Genomic DNA, 16,527 nt, shown 5'->3' with positions numbered 1-16,527 from the left:
TGCTTTGACTTGATAACGGGGTTCATTTCGTCTGTCCTTCCCGCCTCTTCGAGAGTCGGGGTTTTTCATGATCAGATGGCGTAACGCGGCGGCTGCCGTGAGCCTGCTCGCGCTGGGACTTTCAGCCTGCGCGACGACCGGGACCGGCGGTCCCGCCAAACCGTCCAGCACGGCGCAAAAGGATGGCAAGCCAGCCGAGAAGGCCGAGATCAAGCCGCTGCCCAAGGGTCTGGACGGCCAGGCCTCGACGGGCTTCCCTTCGACCTACAAGCCGTTCCCCTCGCAGACCATGGCCTTTGTCGGCGCCACGGTGCTGACCGCCACCGGCCAGCAGATCGACAATGGCGTCGTCGTCACCTCCGGCGGCAAGGTCGTCGCCGTGGGCGGACCCGAGACCGCGATCCCGGCCGACGCCGTCAAGGTCGACGCCACAGGCAAGTGGCTGACCCCGGGCATCATCGACGCCCACAGCCACCTGGGCGTCTATCCCTCGCCGGGCGTCCAGGCCCGCTCGGACGGCAACGAGGCCACCGACCCGAACACCGCCCAGGTCTGGGCCGAGCACTCGGTCTGGCCGCAGGACCCAGGCTTCAACCGGGCCCGCGCCGGCGGCGTGACCACCCTGCAGATCCTCCCCGGCTCGGCCAACCTGTTCGGCGGCCGCTCGGTGACGCTGAAGAACGTCCCCGCCCTGACCATGCAGGGCATGAAGTTCCCCGACGCGCCCTACGGCCTGAAGATGGCCTGCGGCGAGAACCCCAAGCGCGTCTACGGCGGCAAGGGCCGCTCACCCTCCACCGCGATGGGCAATGTCTTCGGCTATCGCAAGGCCTGGATCGACGCGGCCGACTACGCCCGCAAGTGGGACGACTTCCGCGCCAAACAGCAGAAGGGCGAGAAGGCCGATGCGCCCAAGCGCGACCTGCAGATGGAGACCCTGGCCGGCGTGCTGAAGGGCGACATCCTGGTGCAGAACCACTGCTACCGCGCCGACGAAGAAGCCACCATGATCGATATCGCCAAGGAGTTTGGCTACAAGATCACGATGTTCCACCACGCGATCGAGAGCTACAAGATCGCGCCCCTGCTGGCCAAGGAAGGCATCTGCTCGGCCACCTGGGCTTCGTGGACCGGCTTCAAGATGGAAAGCCTGGACGGCATCGACGCCAACGCCGCCATCCTCTGGAAGAACGGCGCCTGCGTGGTCATCCACTCGGACGATCCGATCATGACCCAGCGGCTGAACCAGGAAGCCGCCATCGCCATGACCGCCGGCAACAAGCTGGGCTACGGCATCAGCCGCGCCGAGGCGATCAAGTGGATCACCGCCAATCCGGCGAAGGCCATGGGCATCGGCGACAAGACCGGCTCGATCGAACCCGGCAAGGCCGCCGACCTGGTGATCTGGAGCCGCGACCCGTTCAGCGTCTACGCCCAGGCCGAAAAGGTCTTCATCGACGGCGCGCTGATCTACGATCGCAAGGACGCGCGCTTCCAGCCCAAGTCCGATTTCGAGCTCGGCCAACCCGGCCAGGGAGCGTTCAACTGATGATCCGGTCACTGCTTCTCGCCAGCGCCGCCTGCGCGCTGGCCCTTCCCGCGGCGGCCGAGACCGTCGCCATCGTCAACGCCCGTATCGAGCCCGTCTCCGGCCCGGCGATCCCGGCCGGCACGCTGGTGATCAAGGACGGCAAGATCGCCGCCCTGGGCGCCAGCGTCGCCGTGCCGGCCGACGCCAAGGTGATCGACGCCAAGGGCGGGGTCGTCACCCCGGGCCTGGTCGCCTCGTCCTCGAACCTCGGCGCGTCCGAGGTCAGCGGGGTGCGCGAGACCCGCGACGACGGCACCGGCAACGCGCTCAGCGCCGCCTTCGACATCAGCTACGGGATCAACCCGGCCTCGACCTTCATCCCGTTCGCCCGGGACGGCGGCGTCACCAGCTCGGCCGTCGTGCCGGTGCTGTCGGGAACCGGCGGCGGCGCGCACGAGCACGCCGACGACGGCGTGGTCGAGGAGATGACCGCCGGCAAGAGCGGCGACGGCGATCCCTCGCTGTTCGGCGGCCAGGCGGCCTTCATCCGCCTGAAGGCCGGCGCGAGCGACATCGTCGAGGCCTCCAAGCTGGCCGTCACCGTCTCGCTGGGCGAAAGCGGCGCGCGGGCGGCCGGCGGTTCGCGCGGCGCCGACCTGATCCTGATCCGCTCGGCGCTGGAGGACGCTCGCGCCTTCGCCAGCCGCCGCGCGGCCTTCGAGCAGGGCGCGACCCGGGACTTCGGTCTCTCGCGTCTCGATCTGGCGGCCCTGATCCCGGTCGTGCAGGGCAAGACCCCGCTGCTGATCCGCGTCTCCCGGGCCGCCGACATCCGCCAGGCCCTGAAGCTGGCGGCCGAGGAGAAGATCAGGATCATCCTCGAAGGCGTCGAGGAAGGCTGGCTGGTCGCTCCCGAGATCGCCAGGGCCGGCGTGCCGGTCATCGTCGATCCGCAGGCCGACCTGCCCGACAGCTTCGAGACCCTGGCCTCGCGGCTGGACAACGCCGCCCGCCTGAACGCCGCCGGCGTGAAGGTGGCGATCAACGGCGCGCGGGACTTCAACAACCTGCGCCAGGAGCGGCTGAACGCCGGCCTCGCGGTCGCCAACGGCCTGCCCTACGCGGCCGGCCTGGCCTCCGTGACCCTGGTCCCCGCCAAGATCTGGGGCCAGGACGGCAAGATCGGCTCGCTGGAGGTCGGCAAGCTGGCCGACGTCGTGGTCTGGAACGGCGACCCGCTGGAAACCACCAGCTGGCCGCTGAACGTCTTCGTCGGCGGCGTCGAGCAGCCGCAGGACAGCCGCCAGACCCAGCTGCGCGACCGCTATGCGGCCACCGACCAGAGCGGCTATCCGCCCGCCTACCGCTAGGTCGGAGTCCTGGCCGCAACGATCCGCCCCCGGCTTGGCTGGGGGCGGATTTTGCTTTTCAGGGGAAGGCCGCGAGGCCATACGGGGCCCCCGCGTTCGAATCGCCTAGACTTGCCCCAATGTCATCTTCCGATAAGACCCCCTCGCTGTTCGACGACGACGCCCTGGCGCCCGTCCCCGCCGCGCCGTTCCAGGCCAGCGTGGAGCCGCACGTCGAACCGACGCCGCGTCCGATCCCGCCGCCTCCGCCTTCATCGGCCAAGCCCGCGCCGCCGGCCAAGACCTCGGCGCCTGGCGAATACTCGGCCGCCGACATCGAGGTGCTGGAAGGGCTGGAGCCCGTCCGCAAGCGGCCCGGCATGTACATCGGCGGCACCGACGAGCGGGCGCTGCACCACCTGTTCGCCGAAGTCCTCGACAACTCGATGGACGAGGCCGTGGCCGGCTTCGCCAAGACCATCGAGGTCAAGCTCGACGCCGACGGCTTCCTGTCGGTCAAGGACGACGGGCGGGGGATGCCCGTCGACCCGCACCCCAAGTACCCCGGCAAGTCGGCGCTGGAGGTCATCATGACCGTCCTGCACGCCGGCGGTAAGTTCACCGGCAAGGCCTACGAGACCTCCGGCGGCCTGCACGGCGTCGGCGCCAGCGTCGTCAACGCCCTGTCCGAGCGCGTCGAGGTCACCGTCTGGCGCGACGGCTTCGAGCACCTGCAGGTGTTCTCGCGCGGCAAGCCGCTAGGCCCGATCCAGCAGGTCGGCCCGTCGCGCAAGAAGGGCACCATGGTGCGCTTCAAGCCCGACGACGAGATCTTCGGCGACACGGTCGGCTTCAAGCCGGCGCGCCTGTACCGCATGGCCCGCTCCAAGGCCTATCTGTTCCGCGGCGTGCAGATCAAATGGTCCTGCGATCCCTCGCGGATCCATGACCAGACCCCGCCAGAGGCCACGTTCCACTTCCCCAACGGCCTGGCCGACTTCCTGGCCGAGCGGACCAAGGGCCTGACCACGATCACGCCCGAGAGCTTCTCGGGCCGCATCGAGCGCCAGGGCGAGGCCGGCGCGGTCGAGTGGGCCGTCAGCTGGACGCCCCAGGGCTTCGGCGAGCACGACGGCTTCATGCAGTCGTACTGCAACACCGTGCCGACCCCCGAGGGCGGCACCCACGAGAGCGGTTTCCGCGCCGCCCTAACCCGCGGCCTCAAGGCCTATGCCGAGCTGAAGGGCGAGAAGCGCGGCACGATCATCACCGCCGACGACGTCGTCGCCCAGGCCGGCGCCCTGATCTCGGTGTTCATCAAGAACCCCGAATTCCAAGGCCAGACCAAGGAGAAGCTCTCGACCTCCGAGGCCCAGCGCTTCGTGGAAGCGGCGCTGCGCGACCCGTTCGACCTGTGGCTCTCGTCCAGCCCGAAGAACGCCCAGGCCCTGCTGGAGTTCGTCATCGAGCGGGCCGAGGAGCGTCTCAAGCGCCGCAAGGACAAGGAAGTCACCCGCGCCAGCGCCACCCGCAAGCTGCGCCTGCCCGGCAAGCTGGCCGACTGCGCCGGCGGCGCGGTCGATGGGGCCGAGCTGTTCATCGTCGAAGGCGACTCGGCCGGTGGTTCCGCCAAGCAGGCCCGCGACCGCAAGTACCAGGCCATCCTGCCCCTGCGCGGCAAGATCCTCAACGTGGCCTCGGCCAGCGGCGAGAAGTTCACCGCCAACAAGGAGCTGTCGGACCTGATGCTGGCCCTGGGGGCCCAGGGCGGGAACAAGTATCGCGAGGAAGACCTGCGATACGACCGCATCATCATCATGACCGACGCCGACGTCGACGGCGCCCACATCGCCAGCCTCTTGATCACCTTCTTCTACCGCACCATGCCGGACGTGATCCGCCAGGGGCACCTCTATCTCGCCCTGCCGCCGCTCTACCGCATCGCCCATGGCGGCAAGAGCGAATACGCCCGCGACGACGCCCACAAGGACGAGCTCTTGGCCACGGTGTTCAAGGGCAAGAAGCCCGAGATCGGCCGCTTCAAGGGCCTGGGCGAGATGATGGCCTCCCAGCTGAAGGAGACCACCATGGACCCCAGGAAACGCACCCTGGCCCGCGTGACCCTGCCGCGCTCGGAAGAGGCGGTGGAAAGCCTGGTCGAGACCCTGATGGGCCGCAAGCCCGAGCTGCGCTTCCGCTTCATCCAGGAAAACGCCGAGTTCGCCTCGGCGGATCTGGATCTCTGACTTCCTCCCTCCCTTCGTGGGGAAGGAACGCGCTTCATCGCCCTCGCGCCCGTGCGGCTGCGAGTTTGGGTGGGGAGGCGACGGAGCGGCCGGGCGAACCCGGAGACCGTGAGGTTTGTTGTGTTTCGGCTCGCTGACCGCTCCGCCAGGCTGTTCTTGCCCGTGAGGTCGGGAGGCGTGAGCGTTGTCTGCTCGGGTCCCCGTTTACCCCCGGACGGGCGCGGATCAAGTCGATCGGCTACATCCGTCTCGACCCCGACGATCCACGATAGGCGGTTTATACGATCACCGCCCTGTCGATCCGCTGAGGGTTTTGGCCCCGGAGACCGCCCGTTCGCCAGCCGATCCGCCTAAAGAGTACGGACGGGGCGACTTTCGAGCCTCCGGGAACCGCCAGCGGCCCCGCTCAACCTACCCCCGCCGCCGTATCGGGCCGGATCCAAACGCCCTCCCCGCGACGGGGATGGCTTTGATTATCGCGGCGGATTCAACGCGGATGATCCAGGGGCGTGAAAAAGTTGGAAGTCGTTGATTTCGTTGACCTCAAGATCGCGAACGCCGAGGATACAGCGCCATCAATCCCCACAAACAACCGTCATTCCCGCCCTTGTGGCGGGAACCCCTGGTTCAGCTGACCCGTGAGACGCAAGCGGACTGCTCAGCAGTCCGCCCCTCCCGCACCTGCGGCGGACAGAGGGGTTCCCGCCACAAGGGCGGGAATGACGAACGTTAGGGTGTCATCGGGGTTAGCTCAGTCCTGACAGCCCCCTGCTCGGCCCGCATCCGGTAGGCCATCACCGCCGTGTGGCCCAGGCGCTCGACCAGCCGCCAGTTGACGATCGCGCCCAGCGGCGCGCCGACCACGGGGATGAACTGGGCCAGTTTCGCCAGGTCGATGTGGTCGCGGTATTGCTGCTGGAAGGCCCGCCAGTCGAAGTCGTCCAGGTGGGCCGGATGCGGCCGCGCGTCCCAGTCGTCCATGGCCGCCAGCACCCGGGCGCGGTGGACGCCGTCCGAAAACGCCAACTCGAAGATGTGCAGGATATACAGACGCTCGGGCAGTTCCGTCCCGTCGTGGCCGAAGATGGCGGCGATCTCGAACAGCAGCTTGATCTTGAAGCTCATCAGCAACGGGAAGTCGGCCGCCGCCGCCAGGAAGCCGCCCAGGCCGGTGACCCCGCCCTCGGCCGCCGCCGCCTTCTTCCAGCCGTCGATCGCCTTGGCCGCCCGGGTCCGGCGCTCGTCCAGGGTCAGGCCGATCAAGGGCGAGCCCGTCGCGTAGTCCGACCCGACCAGCAGCGCCCGCGTCATCCCCTCGATGGCGGCGGTGATGGCGGCGTGGACCTTCTCGGGGATCAGCCGGTTGATCCGCGTCTGGGTGGCGCGGGCCAGGCCGTTCAGCGGCCCGGCGGGCCGGGTCAGCTCGGCGCGCCAGGCGAGGAGGTCGGGGGAGAGATCCATGGCCCTGAGGTAGCCCTTCTCGCCTCGCGGGAGAAGCGGCTACCCTTGCGCCATGACCGACGCCCAGCGCCTGACCCTCGTCCGTGCCGTCCACACGGTGATCTATGTGGTGATGGCCAGCGCCGCCCTGGTGGTGCTGGCCGCCGGATCACCGGCGCGCGCGGTCCCTGGCTGTGGGTCGCGCTGGGCCTGACGGCGATCGAGAGCGCCGTCTTCGCCGCCTGCGGCTTCAAATGCCCCCTGACCGCCGTCGCCGTGAAGTACGGCGCCGCCAAGGACGGCCCCTACGACACCTTCTTCCCGGAGCGCTGCACGCGCCACACATTCCGGGTGTTCGGGCCGGTGATCCTGGTGGGGGTGGCGTTGTTGGCGTGGCGGTGGGCGGTCAGGGGCTAGGGACGTTTCACGCTCATCAGACACTCCTCTCCAGCTCCGAAAAGCTAGCGTAGGTGTCCACTCAAACTTGGGAGGATCAGCAGTGGGGCGGGCATTCAGTTTCGCCCCATAGTTGCCACTTTAGCCTGGGGCTATCTATGCAGTTGTAGACGGAAATCAGTCGGATGACGGAGGCCAGACGAAGAAGGCGCAAGGGTCCAACACGGGCCTTTTTTCTTAGTCTTCTGTCTGTCTTAGCGGCTCACTTGGTGCTGTTCCTCGGTCTAGACCAGTGGCGGCAGACGAAGCCGGCCTGGGACGACTACGAAACACCTTCAACGTTAGAACTATTGATTCTACCCCGTCCGAAGCCGCCTGAGCAGAAAGCGGCAGCAGTCAGTGTTAAGACCGGGCGCGCGCAATTTACGCCGCAAGCCGCAGCCGCTTTGGATGCGACGCGCTTTGAGGCTCGGGTCCGGGCAGCGACGGCCGCGCCCGGTCGGCTCACGGATCAATTGAGCGTCCGTGCCTCAGGCACGCCTCCCTTACAAAGCCCGAGCAGCGGCGGAGATGGTCAAGCGATCGACCGTGGCCGTCTCTCTGGCGCCTTGAAGGGGTGGCAAAGATGTCGATTAAACGGTTCTCAAATAAGCGCCGAAGAGCGTCAGCAGTGCGATGAACGGATCGGCGCGATGGCAAAAGAATCGACTGCGCTTGAAGGTGGGACCATGTCGCCCGAAGCGCGCGCCGAGTTCGATCTCGCATGGAAAGAAGATCACGCTCCAGCCAAATGGGCGCAGTTGGGCTGCCTTGTCCGATTTGGGCAAGGCAAGGTTGTGACCTACAAGCCAACCCGGGGCGTCAGTCTGGGTCGTGCTTCTTCGCGACGCCGAAAGCGACGCTTCAACCCGTGAAGCCGAAGGCCAAAGGCTTTGACTAGTTAAGAGTGGAGTTCGCAGTAAACGGATGTCGTTGAAAGGTCTGAACCGCCCCGAGTTTGCCGTAGGCCATTTGGTTTGAGTCACGCGGCCATGGCGGGCTCCTGGCGCTCTGCCGCCGCTCTAGAATAAACGCCTCGCCTCCCCCATCCACACACCCTGCCCTTCCATCCCCACTATCCCCAACCGCCCCGCCTCGCCCTAACCGCCGACGCGCCCTATATCCCTACCCACCTATTCACCACGCCGGGCCCCAGGGATTGTCGACCCAGTTCAGACTGCCGCTGACCGCCGCGCCGCGCTACGGCCGGGAGGACTTCGCCGTCTCGGGCTGCAACGCCGACGCCGTGGCGCGGCTGGACGCCTGGCCGAACTGGCCCGAGGGGCGGCTGGCCCTGGTCGGGCCGGTCGGCGTCGGCAAGACCCACCTGGCGCGGACCTGGGCGCGGGCCGCCGACGCGGTGGTGGTCGACGCGCCGCGCGGGGGCGGCGTCGACCTGCCCGCCCTGCGCGGCCGGGCGATCCTGGTCGAGGACGCCGACCAGCGGTCGGCCGGCGCCGCCTTGAGCGACGAAGACCTGTTCCACATCCTCAACATGGCCGGGGTCGACGGCGGGAGCGTGCTGCTGACCGCCCGCGTCGCGCCGATCGCCTGGAGCTCGTCCGTGCCCGACCTGCGCTCGCGGCTGAACGCCCTGACCGTGGCGGAGATCGACGAGCCCGACGACGTGGTGCTGCGGGCGGTGCTGGAGCGCGCCTTCCGGGCCGAGCACCTGAAACCCGATCCCCGACCTCTATCCCTATCTGATCGCCCGCCTGCCCCGCTCGGCCGCCGAGGCCCTGGCCGCCGCCAAGCTGCTGGACGAGGCGGCCTCGCAGCAGCACCGCGCGGTCAACAAGGCGCTGGCGCGCGAGGTGCTGGGCGATCTGGAGGGCGAGGAGGACTGACCCCGTTCCCCCATCGAGGAGGAAGGGTTCAAGGTCGCTGTCGTCACCCCGTCACGCCATTCCTTCACCATTGGGCGTTCACCCTGCGGAAAACTCTGCGCTAGACTGAGGCCCATGACCGACGCCGCCGCCCTTCCGAACCCGACTCCGTCCCTGGCGCCGCTGGCGCCCGCCGCGCCCGAGATTCCCGTTCCGCAGACCGGCCTCGCGCTCGACGCGGAGCTGATGGCCTCGCCCGAGCGGTTCTTCAACCGCGAGACCTCGTGGCTGGCCTTCAATCAGCGGGTGCTGGAAGAGAGCGGCAATCCGCGCCACCCGTTGCTGGAGCGCCTGCGGTTCCTGTCGATCAGCGCCAACAACCTCGACGAATTCTACATGGTCCGCGTGGCCGGCCTGAAGGGCCAGGTGCGCGAGGGCGTGCGGGTGATCAGCCAGGACGGCCTGACCCCCGGCGAGCAGCTGGCGCGCATCAACGCCTCGGCCGCCGAGCTGATGGGCGAGCAGCAGAAGATCTGGCGCCAGGTCCGCACCGAGCTGTGGGACGAGGGGCTGAAGCTGCTCGACGCCAAGGACATCGAGGCCGAGGACCGGGTGAAGGCCGAGGAGATCTTCCTCAACCAGATCTTCCCGGTGATGACGCCGCTGGCCATCGACCCGGCCCATCCGTTCCCGTTCATCCCGAACCTGGGCTTCTGCCTGGCGCTGAAGCTGCGGCGGATCGCCGACGACAAGCACCTCTACGCCCTGGCGCCGATCCCCTCGCAGGTGCGGCGGTTCTGGGAGCTGTCGTCGGTGGTGACGCGCGGCAAGAAGCGCCAGCGCAAGATCATGGCGCTGGAAAGCTTCATCATCCTGTTCCTGGACCACCTGTTCCCCGGCTACGAGGTCGAGGGCCGGGGTCTGTTCCGCCTGATCCGCGACAGCGATCTGGAGATCGAGGAAGAGGCCGAGGACCTGGTGCGCGAGTTCGAGGCGCGGCTGAAGAAGCGTCGCCTGGGCCGGGTGGTGCGGGTCAAGATCCAGACCACCATGCCGCCGGACCTGCGCGACTTCATCATCGAGGGCCTGCGCGCCGAGCCCGAGGACGTGATCCTGGTCGACGGCAAGCTGGGCCTGGCCCAGATGTCGGAGCTGATCCCGCCGGACCGTCCGGACCTGAAGTTCCCGCCCTACAACGCCCGCTTCCCCGAGCGCGTGCGCGACCACGGCGGCGACTGCTTCGCGGCGATCCGCGAGAAGGACATCCTGGTCCACCACCCGTTCGAGAGCTTCGACGTGGTGGTGCAGTTCATCCGCCAGGCCGCGCGCGATCCGAACGTGCTGGCCATCAAGCAGACGCTGTATCGCACCTCCAAGGACAGCCCGATCGTGGCGGCCCTGATCGAGGCGGCCGACAACGGCAAGAACGTCACGGCCCTGGTCGAGATCAAGGCCCGCTTCGACGAAGAGAATAACCTGAAGTGGGCGCGCGACCTGGAGCGGGCCGGCGTGCACGTGGTGTTCGGCTTCGTCGACTGGAAGACCCACGCCAAGCTGTCGGTGGTGGTGCGGCGCGAGGGCGAGGGCCTGCGCACCTACTGCCACTTCGGCACCGGCAACTATCACCCGCAGACGGCGCGGATCTATACGGACCTTTCCCTGTTCACCTGCGACCCGGCCCTGGGCCGCGACGGGGGCAAGCTGTTCAACTTCATCACCGGCTACGCCCAGCCCGGACGGCTGGAGAAGCTGTCTTTCTCGCCGATGACGCTGAAGCCGGACCTGCTGAAGATGATCGCGGCCGAGGCCGACAACGCCCGGGCCGGCAAGCCCGCGGGTGTCTGGGCCAAGATGAACGCCGTGGTCGATCCGCAGATCATCGACGCCCTCTACGCCGCCAGCCAGGCGGGGGTGCAGATCGAGCTGGTCGTGCGCGGCATCTGCTGCCTGCGCCCGGGGATCAAGGGGCTGTCGGAGAACATCCGGGTCAAGTCGATCGTCGGCCGCTTCCTGGAGCACTCGCGCGTGGTGGCCTTCGCCAACGGCGCGGCCATGCCCGGCGCCCAGACGCGGGTGTTCATCAGCTCGGCCGACTGGATGCCGCGCAACCTGGACCGCCGCGTGGAAACCCTGGTCCCGGTCGAGAACCCGACCGTGCACCAGCAGGTGCTGGACCAGATCATGGTCGCCAACCTCAATGACGAGGCCCAGAGCTGGCGTCTCGACAGCGAGGGCGACTATGCGCGCGACCCGGCCTGGAAGACCAAGGGCGCCTTCTCGGCCCACGACTACTTCATGACCAATCCCAGCCTGTCGGGCCGCGGCCACAAGACCAACGACATGCCCCGGGCCTTCGACCACGTCGGGACCAAGCGCAAGCGTTGAGGGGCTGGGCCCTTGTCCCGCTGCTGATGCTATTGTCGGCCTGCGCGCCCGCCAGGCAGGCCGAGATCTGCGCCGTCCAGGCCCTGCCCGCCCGTCCCGGCGTCGACCGCTTCGGCGTCGCGCCGGGCGTCGAGCGCAAGGCCCAGGCGGTGGCCGAGGTCTACGGCCCCGGCGTGCTCGGCGGCTACCACATTCGCTGGTGGGGGCTGTGCGGGCATAGGGCCGACACCACCGACATGCTGCTGCTGGGTCCCGAGCCCTGGGCCCTGACCAAGGGCGGCCAGCGCGCCCACGGCCGCCAGGTCAGCTACGGCACCTGCTATCACCGGCGCGAGAACGACGGCTGGCGCACGGTGGCGTGCCGGATCAATCCCTAGGTCGCGATCGACGCGGCTTGCATGAAAGCGCCCGAGGCCAGGTTGGCCTCCGCCGCCCGCAGCCTCGCCAGCCCGTAGGCCAGCCGCCCTTCCTCGGTCGCCAGCACCGGCTCGCCCAGCGCCAGGCGCTGGTGGAGCGCGTTCGAGGTCCGGACCGTCCAGCCGCTCCGCCCTCGCCCGCCCCGCCGCGCCGGCGACGAACACCGCCGCGTGGAAGACGTGGCTGACCTGCCGGAACAGCCACAGCCGCGCCCGCTCGCCGTCCGTCGCCGCGCGCCCGAAATAGGTCCGCAGCAGCAGGGCCTCGCTCTCCGGGGCGGCGGCGTAGGCGTTGGCGATCGCGGCCAGGTCGACATAGCGGTCGGCCCGGAACGCCGCCTCCCAGTCGACCAGCCAGATGCGCCGGCCGTCATAGACGAGGTTGCCGGGATTGAGGTCGTTGTGGCTGGACACCGGTTGCGGCGTCAGGCGCTTGCAGACCTCGCGCAGCCGCGCCCAGGCGTCGAACGCCCCGACGGGGACCACGCCCGCGCGCGCGGCGGCGTCGACCAGGGCGTCGAGGCCGTCCAGATAGTCGACCAGCGCCGGAAAGCCCTCGATCGCGTGCAGCGCCCGCACCGCCTGGGCCAGTTCGACCACCAGGTCGGCGCGGGCCCCGGCATAGTCGAGGACCAGCGAGCGAGCCTCGATGAAGTCGCAGATCATCACCCCGTCATCCGGATCGGCGTAGCGCACCCGCGGCGCCAGGCAGGCCTGCGCCGCCAGCTTCAGGCAGGCATAGCCGCGATGCGGGTCGCGCAATCCGTCGCGCCCGGCCTCGAGCCGCAGCAGATAGGCGATCCCGCCGACGCGGATCCTGTAGACCCCCGCCCCCGACAGCCCACCGGACACCGGCGTCCAGCCGTCGAGACCCTCGGTCCCGAACGCGGCGCGCAGGGCCTTGCGAACGGCGGGGCGTTGGTCGGGGGAAAAGGACATCGGCGGAACCTCGTGGAGATCGCCGCCTTATTTACCCGGATAGAATCCGAGTCAATATAATCCGGGTAATAATATCGAAATCGATCAAGGTGTTTTCCGACAGGCCTTTCCGCGCGTTCTTCCCCATCGAAAACGATCGTGACCGCTTCCCCCAACCCGCGAATACGCTAAACCGTCCCCATGCCCTTCCAGGCGCCGCGCGACGCGGCCGTGATCGATATCGGTTCAAACTCGGTCCGCCTGGTGGTGTACCGGCTGGAAGGCCGCGCCATCTGGACCGTCTTCAACGAAAAGGTCCTGGCGGGCCTGGGCCGCGACCTGGCCAAGACCGGCCGCCTGTCGCCCGAGGGCGTCATCCAGACCCTGCAGGCGCTGAAGCGCTTCCGCGCCGTGCTGGAGGCGGTCAATCCCGCCGAGACCTTCGTCGTCGCCACGGCCGCCGCTCGCGAGGCCAAGGACGGCCAGGACTTCATCGACCGCGTGCGCGACGAGACCGGCTTCGTCGTCCGCGTGCTGTCCGGCGAGGAAGAGGCCCACTACGCCGCCGTCGGCGTGCTGGCCGGCGCTCCCGACGCCGAGGGCGTGGTCGGCGACCTGGGCGGCGCCAGTCTGGAGCTGGTCCGCCTGTCGTCCACCGGCGCGGGCCGGGGCGTGACCCTGCCGCTGGGCCCGTTCAGCCTGGCCGGCCCCAGCGGCGCCTTGAACGGCGGCTTCGACGGCGACCGCGTCCGCCGGCTGGCCCGCGAGCGCCTGGCCCCCGTGGCCGCCGATTTCCGCAGCGACACCTTCCACGCCGTGGGCGGCGCCTGGCGTAATCTCGCCTTGCTGCACATGCGGCTGTCCGGCTACCCGCTGCACGTCGTCCACCAGTACGAGATCACCGCCGCCGAGGCCCTGGACGCCGCCCGCCTGGTCGCTCACCAGTCGAAGAGCTCGCTGGAGCGCATCGAGGGCATGAGCAAGAAGCGCTCGGAGACCCTGCCCTACGCCGCCGTGGTGCTGGAGACCCTGATCGAGCAGCTGCACCTCAAGCGCATCGAGATCTCGGCCTATGGCGTGCGCGAGGGCCTGCTGTTCGAGGCCATGCCGCCGCGCATAAGGGGCTTGGACCCGCTGATCGAGGGCTGCTACGCCCTGGGCCACCGCCAGGGCGTCGCCGACGACCTGGGCCCGGCCCTGGACGCCTGGATCGCGCCCGCCTTCCGCACCCTGCCCGCGCTGTTCGGCGAACGCGACGGCATCCTGGTTTCGGCCGCCTGCCGCCTTTCGGACGTCGGCGCGCGCCTGCACCCCGATCATCGCGCCGACCTGGTGTTCGAGCAGGTGCTGCGCGCCCCGATCGCCGGTCAGAACCACGCCGAGCGCTGCTTCGTGGCGGTCGCCTCGCACGCGCGTCACGCCACCAACTTCCACCCGCCGGAACTGCCGACCCTGGAGCGCCTGCTGAGCCCCGCCCAGATGAAGCGGGCCCGCGCCCTGGGGGCCACGATCCGCCTGGCCTGCGACCTGTCGGGGCGCAGCCCCAGCCTGCTGGCTCGTTCGCGCCTGACGCTGGACAAGTCGCACCTGACCCTGGCGGCCGAGCCCGGCTACGCCAATCTTCTTCTGGGCGAACAGACCAGCAAGCGCGCCAATACCGCGGCGCAACACCTGAACCTGAAGTCAAAGATTATCACGGCGTAAATTCAGGTATAGGCGCGCCAGACAACATACTTAACCGGCTCTGAACTTCCCCGATACGGGGAAATCGACAAGTTGTCGCAGACTGACGACACCGACACTGCATATTTTGTTAGCAATGCTTCCGTAGCGTGACCTCAACGAAATAAACGGAGGTCAGTGATGTTGAAGCGTAAGGTCGACTACCTGGATGCCATCGCTCCGTCTTCCGAGGCCCGCGAGCGTCCCCAGCTGCACATCGCCAATGATCACGACGCGCCCGTGGCCAGCGCCGCCCGCACCCTGCAATCGGAAATCGGCCGCGTCTTCGCCCAGGAAAACACCTGGTCGGTCCGCCGCACCGTCGCCATCGGCGTGGTCTTCCACCTCGGCGTCTTCTGCGCCCTGGGCCTGGCCGCCGGCGGGGCGCTCAGCCAGTTCGCGCAGCGCTAGGGTTTCGCCCGGAGACCATTGCCCTCTCTCTAAGAGAGAGGGCTTCTATTTGGGCTGCGGAAGGTGATGGCCGCGCTCTGCGCACTCCGCCAGGATCCGCGCGGCTTGATCGGCCTGGCTCTCATACGGCGCGCCCTTGTAGGGCGGTACGGTCAGGACGACGCTTACCGTAGCGAAGAGGCCGGCTTCGGGTAACGGTTTCGAGTAGCGGATGATGTAAGGCACGTGCTTGCGATCGCCGATCGTCGCGTAGCCACAGATGGACTGCTTATCCTTGCTGAGCGAAGCGACCTCGATCTTCGTGGGAAGCCGGCTGCGCTCCTCGCGCTGCACGAGGTCCAGGGCTTGATCCACGACGAACCGCTCAGCCTGGGTCTGCCGCTCGCATCCCGCGAGAGGCGGCATCAGACTCAGCACCACGACGAAAATGACGGTGCGGGGCATCTTGCGACGACCGTAACACGACCTCAGGTCGAGTCGAGCACTCAATCCGACAGCGAAGCCTCCGCGCCCGGCTGGCCGCTGTCCAGGTCCAGATAGTCGGTGAACGGGATCCGGTAGACGCGGTCGAAGAACTCGCCCTGGAAGCGGAAAGGCAGGTTGGCGTCGCTGTTCCACAGCATGACGATGCCCGTCTTCGTCGCCGGGTCGAACATCATGGTCGAGCGATAGCCCGAGACCCCGCCGCTGTGACCGATGAGGCGGTGGCCCTTGTAGGTGAAGCTGCGCATGCCCAGGCCATAGGCCGGGTTCTTCAGTTCGCGGGCGATGTTGAGGCGGCCATAGGGCCGGCCGGTGGCGACGCGGGGACGCTGCACCTCGTCCAGCACCGTCGACGACAGAACGTCGGGCTTGAGGCCCATCTGGGCCTGCATCCAGGTGGCGAGGTCGACGATGGTCGAGTTGACGCCGGCCGCGGCGGGCACGTGATAGTAAGCGTCGGACAGCTTCAGCTCGCGGCGGGCGCGGTCGTGGGGCCGGGCCCAGTGCGGGGCCGAGGTCAGCCCGGCCATGCCGACCGAGGCGCCGGTCATGCCCAGCGGGCCGAACAGCTTGCGCTGCACCGTGGCGGCATAGGGCTCACCCGTCTTACCCTGGATGACCTCGGTGATCGTGTCATAGGCGACGTTCTGGTAGCTGTGGCAGGTTCCGGGCGGGCAGACCGTCTTGAGCGCGCCATAGGAGCCGCGGATCTTGGCCGGATCGACGCCGTCCTCCAGCTGGCCGTCGTAGGCGTTCTTGCCCAGGCCCGTGCGCTGCGCGAGCAGCTCCTCGACCGTCAGGGTGTTCTGGGCCTCGCCCGGCAGGCGCAGGCTGGTGTTGAAGGCCACCAGCGGCTCGGTCAGCGACAAGGCGCCGTCGGCCGCCATTCGCGCGCTGAGGGTCGAGGCCACGGTCTTGGACAGCGACGCCCAGCGGAACACGGTGCGGGCGTCGACCTTCGCGCCGCCTTCGGTCGTGCGGCCATAGCCGTGGACGAAGGACAACCGCCCCTTCTCGACGACAGCCACGGCCAGCCCCTCCATGGTCTTGTCGGCGGCCATGGCGTTGATACGGGCGTTCAGGGCGTCATAGTCGATGTCGCCATGCCAGGCGGACGGCTTTTCGGGCGTGTTCAGGGCCGCCTGCTCGATCGCCTCGGACACCGCCTTGGGCGCTTTCTTGAGGAACGGCAGGGCCGCCAGGCCGCCGACCAGGACGAGCCCCGCGGCGCCGGCGGCGATCCATCTCAGGCGCCGTCGCTTTTCCCACTCGCTCTGCCAGATCCTCGACACGCCGCGTAAACTCTTGAACTGGATTGGAAACCGATCATGGCGAGGCGCGCGGGGCGACTCGTTGCGTCCGGCT

General features: G+C 68.5%; 13 protein-coding genes and 1 pseudogene. 9 read left to right on the top strand and 5 right to left on the bottom strand.

Annotation, left to right across the window (positions count from 1 at the left end):
* Positions 1–67: 67 nt before the first annotated feature.
* The 3 genes from ACHMW8_RS18910 (at position 68) to parE (ending at position 5,126) form a co-directional block, all read left to right on the top strand.
* Positions 68–1,549 carry an amidohydrolase gene (locus tag ACHMW8_RS18910; RefSeq protein WP_125158587.1) on the top strand — a complete coding sequence of 494 codons (1,482 nt, stop codon included), beginning with the start codon at positions 68–70 and terminating at the stop codon, positions 1,547–1,549.
* A complete protein-coding gene (locus ACHMW8_RS18905) occupies positions 1,549–2,901 on the top strand; it encodes an amidohydrolase family protein (protein ID WP_395443421.1) in 1,353 nt (450 codons plus the stop codon). Before ACHMW8_RS18910 ends, ACHMW8_RS18905 begins: the two co-directional genes overlap by 1 nt.
* A gap of 119 nt (positions 2,902–3,020) precedes the next feature.
* Positions 3,021–5,126, top strand: a complete 2,106-nt coding sequence (gene parE / locus ACHMW8_RS18900; RefSeq protein WP_395443420.1) for a DNA topoisomerase IV subunit B — start codon at positions 3,021–3,023, stop codon at positions 5,124–5,126.
* 593 nt (positions 5,127–5,719) lie between these two features.
* Here the strand turns inward: parE and ACHMW8_RS18895 are convergent.
* Both ACHMW8_RS18895 and ACHMW8_RS18890 read right to left on the bottom strand, forming a co-directional pair.
* Positions 5,720–5,849 (bottom strand): annotated as a pseudogene (locus ACHMW8_RS18895) (hypothetical protein); the annotation flags it as partial.
* Between the two features lie 6 nt (positions 5,850–5,855).
* The gene (locus ACHMW8_RS18890) at positions 5,856–6,587 is read right to left on the bottom strand and encodes an EcsC family protein (protein WP_395443419.1); all 732 of its coding nucleotides are present in this window, start codon (positions 6,585–6,587) and stop codon (positions 5,856–5,858) included.
* 45 nt (positions 6,588–6,632) lie between these two features.
* On the opposite strand from ACHMW8_RS18890, the gene ACHMW8_RS18885 reads away from it, so the two are divergent.
* From ACHMW8_RS18885 to ACHMW8_RS18870, 4 genes are all read left to right on the top strand, one after another.
* Complete coding sequence (locus ACHMW8_RS18885; RefSeq protein WP_395443418.1) at positions 6,633–6,983, top strand: hypothetical protein; 351 nt, start codon at positions 6,633–6,635, stop codon at positions 6,981–6,983.
* A 245-nt stretch (positions 6,984–7,228) separates the two neighbouring features.
* Positions 7,229–7,876, top strand: coding sequence for a hypothetical protein (locus tag ACHMW8_RS18880; protein WP_395443417.1), 648 nt, complete (start codon positions 7,229–7,231; stop codon positions 7,874–7,876).
* 284 nt (positions 7,877–8,160) lie between these two features.
* Complete coding sequence (locus tag ACHMW8_RS18875) at positions 8,161–8,952, top strand: chromosomal replication initiator DnaA (RefSeq protein ID WP_395443416.1); 792 nt, start codon at positions 8,161–8,163, stop codon at positions 8,950–8,952.
* Positions 8,953–9,073: 121 nt separating this feature from the next.
* A complete protein-coding gene (locus tag ACHMW8_RS18870) occupies positions 9,074–11,212 on the top strand; it encodes an RNA degradosome polyphosphate kinase (protein WP_233586682.1) in 2,139 nt (712 codons plus the stop codon).
* A 29-nt stretch (positions 11,213–11,241) separates the two neighbouring features.
* Here the strand turns inward: ACHMW8_RS18870 and ACHMW8_RS18865 are convergent, their stop codons facing one another.
* Complete coding sequence (locus ACHMW8_RS18865; RefSeq protein WP_395443415.1) at positions 11,242–12,567, bottom strand: hypothetical protein; 1,326 nt, start codon at positions 12,565–12,567, stop codon at positions 11,242–11,244.
* Between the two features lie 180 nt (positions 12,568–12,747).
* Here ACHMW8_RS18865 and ACHMW8_RS18860 point away from each other — a divergent pair, with 180 nt between their 5' ends.
* A complete protein-coding gene (locus ACHMW8_RS18860) occupies positions 12,748–14,250 on the top strand; it encodes a Ppx/GppA family phosphatase (RefSeq protein ID WP_395443414.1) in 1,503 nt (500 codons plus the stop codon).
* A 156-nt stretch (positions 14,251–14,406) separates the two neighbouring features.
* On the top strand, positions 14,407–14,679 hold the full coding sequence (locus tag ACHMW8_RS18855; protein WP_125157882.1) for a hypothetical protein: 273 nt from the start codon (positions 14,407–14,409) through the stop codon (positions 14,677–14,679).
* A 45-nt stretch (positions 14,680–14,724) separates the two neighbouring features.
* On the opposite strand, the gene ACHMW8_RS18850 is transcribed toward ACHMW8_RS18855, so the two are convergent.
* The gene (locus tag ACHMW8_RS18850) at positions 14,725–15,123 is read right to left on the bottom strand and encodes a hypothetical protein (RefSeq protein ID WP_125157881.1); all 399 of its coding nucleotides are present in this window, start codon (positions 15,121–15,123) and stop codon (positions 14,725–14,727) included.
* A gap of 41 nt (positions 15,124–15,164) precedes the next feature.
* Positions 15,165–16,454, bottom strand: coding sequence for a serine hydrolase domain-containing protein (locus ACHMW8_RS18845; protein ID WP_395443413.1), 1,290 nt, complete (start codon positions 16,452–16,454; stop codon positions 15,165–15,167).
* Positions 16,455–16,527: the final 73 nt, after the last annotated feature.

It is taken from the genome of Caulobacter sp. UC70_42 (assembly GCF_044056025.1).
In the GTDB taxonomy this organism is placed as follows: Bacteria; Pseudomonadota; Alphaproteobacteria; order Caulobacterales; family Caulobacteraceae; genus Caulobacter.
The sequence above is the reverse complement of the archived record's forward strand: the minus strand, read 5'-3'. Positions and strand labels throughout refer to the sequence as shown.